Origin of the sequence: Streptosporangium sp. H16 (assembly GCF_051918855.1) — a bacterium.
GTDB lineage: Bacteria > Actinomycetota > Actinomycetes > Streptosporangiales > Streptosporangiaceae > Streptosporangium.
This window is the reverse complement of the sequence record NZ_JBPXMD010000081.1, coordinates 1-6773: the sequence shown is the minus strand read 5'-3', so window position 1 is coordinate 6773 and position 6773 is coordinate 1. Positions and strand designations below refer to the sequence as shown.

General features: G+C 70.1%; 5 protein-coding genes and 1 pseudogene. 2 read left to right on the top strand and 4 right to left on the bottom strand.

What is annotated here, in order from left to right:
* On the top strand, positions 1-287 hold a 287-nt coding region (locus tag ACTOQ2_RS43595), incomplete at its 5' end, for a zinc ribbon domain-containing protein (RefSeq protein ID WP_440107865.1).
* A gap of 35 nt (positions 288-322) precedes the next feature.
* Here the strand turns inward: ACTOQ2_RS43595 and ACTOQ2_RS43590 are convergent.
* From ACTOQ2_RS43590 to ACTOQ2_RS43580, 3 genes are all read right to left on the bottom strand, one after another.
* Positions 323-1183: a TatD family hydrolase gene (locus ACTOQ2_RS43590; protein ID WP_440107863.1), complete on the bottom strand. Its 861-nt coding sequence runs from the start codon at positions 1181-1183 to the stop codon at positions 323-325.
* Positions 1184-1360: 177 nt separating this feature from the next.
* Positions 1361-3142, bottom strand: a complete 1782-nt coding sequence (gene metG / locus ACTOQ2_RS43585; RefSeq protein WP_440107861.1) for a methionine--tRNA ligase — start codon at positions 3140-3142, stop codon at positions 1361-1363.
* 127 nt (positions 3143-3269) lie between these two features.
* Entirely contained in the window at positions 3270-4541 is a 1272-nt protein-coding gene (locus ACTOQ2_RS43580; protein WP_440068152.1) for a glycosyltransferase, read from the bottom strand.
* A 101-nt stretch (positions 4542-4642) separates the two neighbouring features.
* Here ACTOQ2_RS43580 and ACTOQ2_RS43575 point away from each other — a divergent pair, with 101 nt between their 5' ends.
* The gene (locus ACTOQ2_RS43575; RefSeq protein WP_440107859.1) at positions 4643-6442 is read left to right on the top strand and encodes a hypothetical protein; all 1800 of its coding nucleotides are present in this window, start codon (positions 4643-4645) and stop codon (positions 6440-6442) included.
* Here ACTOQ2_RS43575 and ACTOQ2_RS43570 read toward each other — a convergent pair.
* A pseudogene (locus ACTOQ2_RS43570) lies at positions 6390-6773 on the bottom strand (phospholipid carrier-dependent glycosyltransferase); the annotation flags it as partial. The gene ACTOQ2_RS43575 and the pseudogene ACTOQ2_RS43570 overlap by 53 nt on opposite strands.

Genomic DNA, 6773 nt, shown 5'->3' with positions numbered 1-6773 from the left:
GGTGGTTCCCCAGTAGTAAGACCTGTTCGGGTTGCGGCGCGGTGAAAGCCAAGCTCGCCCTGTCCGAACGCACCTACGCCTGCGCCGAGTGCGGCCTTGCCCTGGGGCGGGATCTCAATGCCGCGCTGAATCTGGCCGCGCTCGCGGCCGACGTCGCCCAGAGTTGCGGGGAGACGCGAAACGCCCGTGGAGGAGCGGTAGGACCCGGCACCCGTGCCGGGCGCGCACCGGCGAAACGGGAACCCCGGAAACGGGGAACGCTCCGGCGCAAGCCGGAAGCTGCCTGAGAGTGTGCTTACCACAGCACACTCACAAGCAACGGTCACCAGGAGCCGAAGACGGTCTCCCCGTTGGCGCTGATGGCGGTGGCGAGCTCGGCGAGGTCGGCCGCCTTGACCTCGGCGAGGCAGCGCAGCGTGAGCGGTATGAGGTAGGGCGCGTTGGGTTTGCCCCGGTGGGGGGTGGGCGGCAGGTAGGGCGCGTCGGTCTCGACGAGGATCAGCTCCCTCGGCGCGACCCGCGCGGCCTCGCGGAGGTAGGCGGCGTTCTTGTAGGTGACCGGACCGGAAAACGACATGAAGTATCCGGCGGCGACGCATCGCTTCGCCATCTCGGCGTCACCGGAGAAGCTGTGGAACACCACGACCTCGGGGGCGCCCTCCTCGGCCAGCACGCGCAGCACGTCGTCGTGGGCCTCGCGGTCGTGGATCACCAGGGCCTTGCCGGTCCGCTTGGCGATCTCGATGTGCGCGCGGAAGCTGGCGTGCTGGTCGTCCTTCGACGCCCAGTCGCGGTAGTAGTCGAGACCGGTCTCCCCCACCGCCCTGACGTGGGGCAGGCGGGCCAGCCGCTCGATCTCGGCGAGGGTCTCCGGCGTCGAGGCGTGCGCCTCGTTGGGGTGGATGGCCACCCCTGCGTAGACGTCCGCGTGGAGGGCGGCCGTCTCGGCGTTCCAGCGCGAGGACGGCAGGTCGTAGCCGATCGTGACGAGCCGCGTCACGCCGACGGCGCGGGCCTCGTCGAGGATGCCCTCGACGCTCGTCCGGGCCGCCTGCGCGGCCTGGGCGACCGGATCCCCCGAGGACGCCTGGCGGTTGCCCACCATGATGTCCAGGTGGCAGTGGCTGTCGAACACCTCTGCCGGCAGCGGCCTGGGTGCGTCGGGAAGCTTCGGCGTGCTCACGGCGTCCAACCTACCGAGAAGCCGGTGCGGCCCGCGCCCGGTGCCGGGCGCGGGCCGCTGAGAACCCTGGTCGCGGACCGCGAAGAGCCCTGGTGACCGCTAACCCTGGTCGCGGACCGCCGGAGGTCTTGATCGCGGGCTGCCGAGGGCCCTGGGCGCGGGCCGCGAGAGCCTGTCCTACTCGCCCAGGCGGGCCAGCTCCTCCTCGACGATCTTCGGGTCGAGCTTCACGAACAGCGGGGTCGGCGGGGCGAGCGGGGAGCCCACCCGGATCGGGGACGACTCCCAGCGCGCGGCGCCGTCGTAGGAGCCGGTGATGATCGGGTAGGTCCTGCCGTCGTCGTCGGTGACCTCCTGGATCTCCGGCATGCCCGTCCAGACGCCGGTGCCGCCGAGCATCGCGTAGATCTTGTTGGAGGAGTTGGGCAGGACCGGGGTGAGCAGCGTCTTGGCGTCGTCCACGACCTGCAGGGCGACGTGCAGGATGGTCTTCACCCGCGCGGGGTCGTCCTTGATCTTCCAGGGCTCCTGCTCGGCGAGGTACCGGTTCGCCTCGCGGATGACCTCGAACGCCTCGTTCGTCGCGTTCTTGAAGCGGCAGTGCTCGAACTCGGCGGCGACCTTCGGGAAGGCCGCGCGGCTGCGCTCCAGCATCGCGCGGTCGGCGTCGGTGAGGTCGCCCGCCTCGGGGATGACCCCGAAGTTCTTGGCGGCCATCGAGATCGAGCGGTTCACCAGGTTGCCCCAGGCCGCCACCAGCTCGCCGTTGTTGCGGTTGAGGAACTCCGACCAGGTGAAGTCGGTGTCCTGGTTCTCCGGGCCCGCCACGGCGATGTAGTAGCGCAGCGCGTCGGCGTCGTAGCGCTCCAGGAAGTCGCGCACGTAGATGACCACCGAGCGGGAGGAGGAGAACTTGCGCCCCTCCATCGTGAGGAACTCGCTGGAGACGACCTCGGAGGGCAGGTTCAGCGCGCCGAGGGAGCCCGGCTCGCCGTCACGGGCGCCCTGGCCGTTGTAACCGAGCAGCATCGCCGGCCAGATCTCCGCGTGGAAGACGATGTTGTCCTTGCCCATGAAGTAGTAGCCGAGGGCCTCGGGGTCCTGCCACCACCGGCGCCAGGCCTCGGGGTCGCCGGAGCGGCGGGCCCACTCGATGGAGGCGCTGAGATAGCCGATGACCGCGTCGAACCAGACGTAGAGCCGCTTGTTGGCCTGGTCGTTCCAGCCCTCCAGCGGGATCGGCACGCCCCAGTCGAGGTCGCGGCTGATCGCGCGGGGGTGCATGTCACCGAGCATGTTGAGGGCGAACTTCAGCACGTTGGGCCGCCAGTCGCCCTCCTTGGAGGACAGCCACGACGCCAGGACCTCGGCGAACGCGGGCAGGTCGAGCATGAAGTGCTCGGTCTCCACGAAGATCGGCGTCTCGCCGTTGACCTTGCTCACCGGGTCGATCAGCTGGATCGGGTCGAGCTGGTTGCCGCAGTTGTCGCACTGGTCGCCACGGGCGCTCTCGTAACCGCAGATCGGGCAGGTGCCCTCGATGTAGCGGTCGGGCAGGGTGCGCCCGGTGGAGGGCGAGATGGCGCCCATCGTGGTCTGGGGGAAGATATAGCCGTTGGCGTGGAGTCCCTTGAAGATCTCCTGCGTGACCGCGTAGTGGTTTTCCGTGGTGGTCCGGGTGAACAGGTCGTAGGAGAGCCCCAGCGCCTGGAGGTCCTCGACGATCACTCTGTTGTAGCGGTCGGCGAGCTCGCGGGCGGTGAGGCCCTCCTTGTCGGCCTGGACCTGGATCGGGGTGCCGTGCTCGTCGGTCCCGCTCACCATGAGGACCTTGTTGCCCGCCATCCGCTGGTAGCGGCTGAAGACGTCGGACGGCACGCCGAATCCGGAGACGTGCCCGATGTGGCGGGGGCCGTTGGCGTATGGCCAGGCGACCGCGGTCAGGATGTGCTGGGACATGGTGCAAGCCTAAGGGACGCGGCCTCGGGTCTTGGTGCTGTCGTGGTTCTCCGCGGTCCTCGACTTTCCGGGAGCTTTTCCCGAAGCCGCCGTATCACCTCATGCGACCGCAGTGCCGCCGCGGCGCTCACGGCAGCCGCGGGGCCGCCGGCGTGGCACCGTCGACGGGGGCGTCCGCCGGGTCGCCCGCGGCGGCGCGGCTGACGGCCTCCGCGGCCTCCTCCGCGGCGGAGGCGGCCACGTCGATGGGCGTCTCCTTGGTACGGCGGATGCCCAGGATGCTGATGAACAGCGCCGCGAAGATCGTCTGGAAGCTCACGATCAGCGCGGTGGCCGAGGGCACGACGATGCGCAGCGACTCCGACGGGATCAGCGGGCCGAAGCTGCGCGTCTGCCAGTGGACCAGCGAGGCGACCAGGCCGCCCAGGCCGCCCAGGGCGAGCAGCCCGCCGACGATCAGGCCCTTCTCCAGGCTCACGATGTCGACGAGCTTGCGTACCCTGCGGTCTTCCGGCAGGAAGCCCTCCTCGGCGGCGTACACCTTGGTGAACAGGGCGAACAGCGAGGCCTGGAAGCCGATCACCACCATGGCCGAGGCGCCGACCAGGGTGTCGACGTCGAAGGCGAGCTTGCCGATGTAGACCGGGCCGAAGGTGAGGGCGGCGCCCGCGACCAGGCCGAGGGTCATCAGGACCAGGCCGGGGATGAAGAACAGCCAGCGGGGGCTGTAGAGCATCAGGAAGCGCAGGTGGCGCCAGCCGTCGCGCCAGGAGCGCAGGTGCGGCGGGCGCGAGCGGCCGTCGGGCGACAGCGTGGTGGGCACCTCGCGCACGTCCAGCCCGGACAGGGTCGAGCGGACCACCATCTCGCTGGCGAACTCCATCCCGCCGGTCTGCAGGCCGAGCCGCAGAATGGAGTCGCGCCGGAAGCCGCGCAGGCCGCAGTGGAAGTCGCCGATCGCACTGGGGAAGAACAGGCGGCCGATGAAGGAGAGCACCGGGTTGCCCAGGTAGCGGTGGAGCGGGGGCATGGCGCCCGGCGCGATGCCGCCCTTGAACCGGTTGCCCATCACCAGGTCGGCACCGTCACGAAGCTGCTCGACGAAGGGCAGCAGCGCCGTGAAGTCGTAGGAGTCGTCCGCGTCGCCCATGATGACGTAGCGGCCGCGCGCCGCGCGGATGCCGCCCATCAGCGCGTTGCCGTATCCCTTGGCGTCGACGTGCACGACCCGGGCCCCGGCCTCGCGCGCGAGCTGCTGTGAGCCGTCCGTGCTGCCGTTGTCGGCGATCAGGACTTCCCCGTCGATCCCGTGCTCCCGCATGCAGGCGAGCGCCTTGCGTACGCAGGTCTCCACGGTCTCCGCCTCGTTCAAGCAAGGCATGACCACGGTCAGTTCCACGTCTCAACCCTTCACTCACTGCACAAGCCAATCTCACCATGATGCCCTCTACAGTCCCCTGCCCGGGTCAACTCCCCGAAACGGCTGGCATCCTGTAATGCATGGTGACCGTCGCCGACCGCCCTCGCCTGGACGTGCCTCCGCCCGAGCGGGGCGCTCGCCTGCGAGCCTTCCTCTCTCGGCATCGCCTCTTCGTGGCCGCCCTCGCGCTGGCGTTCCTGCTGCGTGTGGTCACCATGCTCGGCTACGGCCCGGCCCTGTGGTTCAACGACTCCTACGAGTACGTCTCGGGGGCCGTCAACCCGAGCCGCCCCAGCGCCCTGCGCCCGAACGGCTACTCCTTCCTGCTCCTGCTGCTGAGGCCCCTGCACAGCTTCGCGCTGGTGGCCTTCATCCAGCATCTGATGGGCCTGGGCATCGCGGTCCTGATCTACACCCTGCTGCGCGGCAGGTTCGGGCTGCCCGGCTGGGGGGCGACGCTGGCCGCGGTGCCGGTGCTGTTCGACGCGTACCAGATCCAGCTCGAACACCTGATCATGTCCGACGTGATGTTCATGCTGCTGGTCGTGGGCGTGATCACGCTGGTGCTCTGGCACCGGCGGATGTCCTGGCGGCTCGGCGCGGTGATCGGGCTGATGCTGGCGCTGACCGCCCTGACCCGGTCCATCGGCCTGCCGATCCTCGCGCTGGTCGTGGTCTACCTGCTGGTCAAGCGCACGGCCTGGAAGACGATCGCGGCGATGATCACCGCGTGCGCCCTCCCGGTGGTCGGCTACATGGCCTGGTTCGCCTCGGCGCACGGCAACTTCGCGATGACCAACAGCGACGGCGCGATCCTCTACATGCGGACGTCGCTCTTCGCCGACTGCACGAAGATGAAGGTCGATCCGCGCGAGGAGCTGGAGCTGGCGCTGCTGTGCATCAGCGCGCCACCGAGCGAGCGCCACTTCTCCGGGCAGAAGTATCTCTGGTGGGCGCAGAACGGCCAGCGCTTCCACGCCTTCGGGGTGGGCAGCACGTTCACCCCTGAGATGAACAAGACCGCGGGCACGTTCGCCCAGCGGGCCATCCTGTCCCAGCCGACGGACTATCTCGGCACCGTGGCCGGCGACTTCTTCCGCGCCTTCCACTGGGGCAGGCCGCGCTTCCCCGACGCCCAGACCTACCTGCAGTACGAGTTCCCGCTGACGACCAAGGTCCTGCCCGCCTGGTCGTCGTACCAGGGCAACACCGACACCGACGCGCGCAAGTACGACCCGGGCCTGCGGGTCGCGCGGATCCAGGACAAGCAGCGCGTGATCGGCACCGACCTCAACGACCCGTGGGCCACCTTCCTGCAGGGCTACCAGCGCGTCGTCCGGCTGCCCGGCATCGTGCTCGGCGCGCTGCTGCTGGTCGGCCTGGCCGGGGTGGCGGCGCGCTGGCGCAGGCTGGGCGGGGCCGTGCTGCTGCCGTGGCTGGCGGCGTTCGGGCTCATCCTGGCCCCGGCGGCGACGGCCGAGTTCGACTACCGCTACCTGCTGCCCGCGGTGCCGCTGGCGTGCCTGGCGGCGGCGATCTCGCTGCGCCACGGGTTCTCCAGGCCCGCCGCCACCGTGCCCCCCACCACCGTGCCCGCCGCCGTCACACCCGGCGACGTCACGTCCGACGCCGTCATTCCCGGTGACGTCCCGACCGGCACGATCATGATCGGCCCCGCCGCGCCGCCCGCGACCGCGCCGGCCACGACCGGGCCGCCCGCCGTCACGGACGGCTCCGTCGCGACCACCCCCGGCGCGCCCGATACCGGCACGACCGATACCGGCACACCGGATTCCGCCCCGCCCGGCCCCGGCACACCCGGTCCCGTCACACCCAGCTCCGGAACAGCATCCGCGCCCACCACTGGGAGTGCGGGATGAGCTCGGCGACGAGCACCGGGTAGAGCCACCCGAGATTGATCAGCGCGAGGAGCGTGAAGGCCCCGACGACCGCGGCACCCACCGCCCTGCGGTTGGGCGCGGCGTCCGCCCGTCCGATGATCAGCCCGGCGACCAGGGTCAACGCGAGGATCATGAAGGGGAGCATCGTGATCGCGTAGAAGAGATACATGGTGCGGTTGTCGGCGATCGCGTAGTAGAACCAGGGGAGCCAGCCGGCGGCGTAGCCCAGGAGCACGGTCCCGGCGCGCCAGTCGCGGGTGGCGACGTACCAGGCGATCATGGCGATGAGGGCGGCGAGACCCCCGTACCA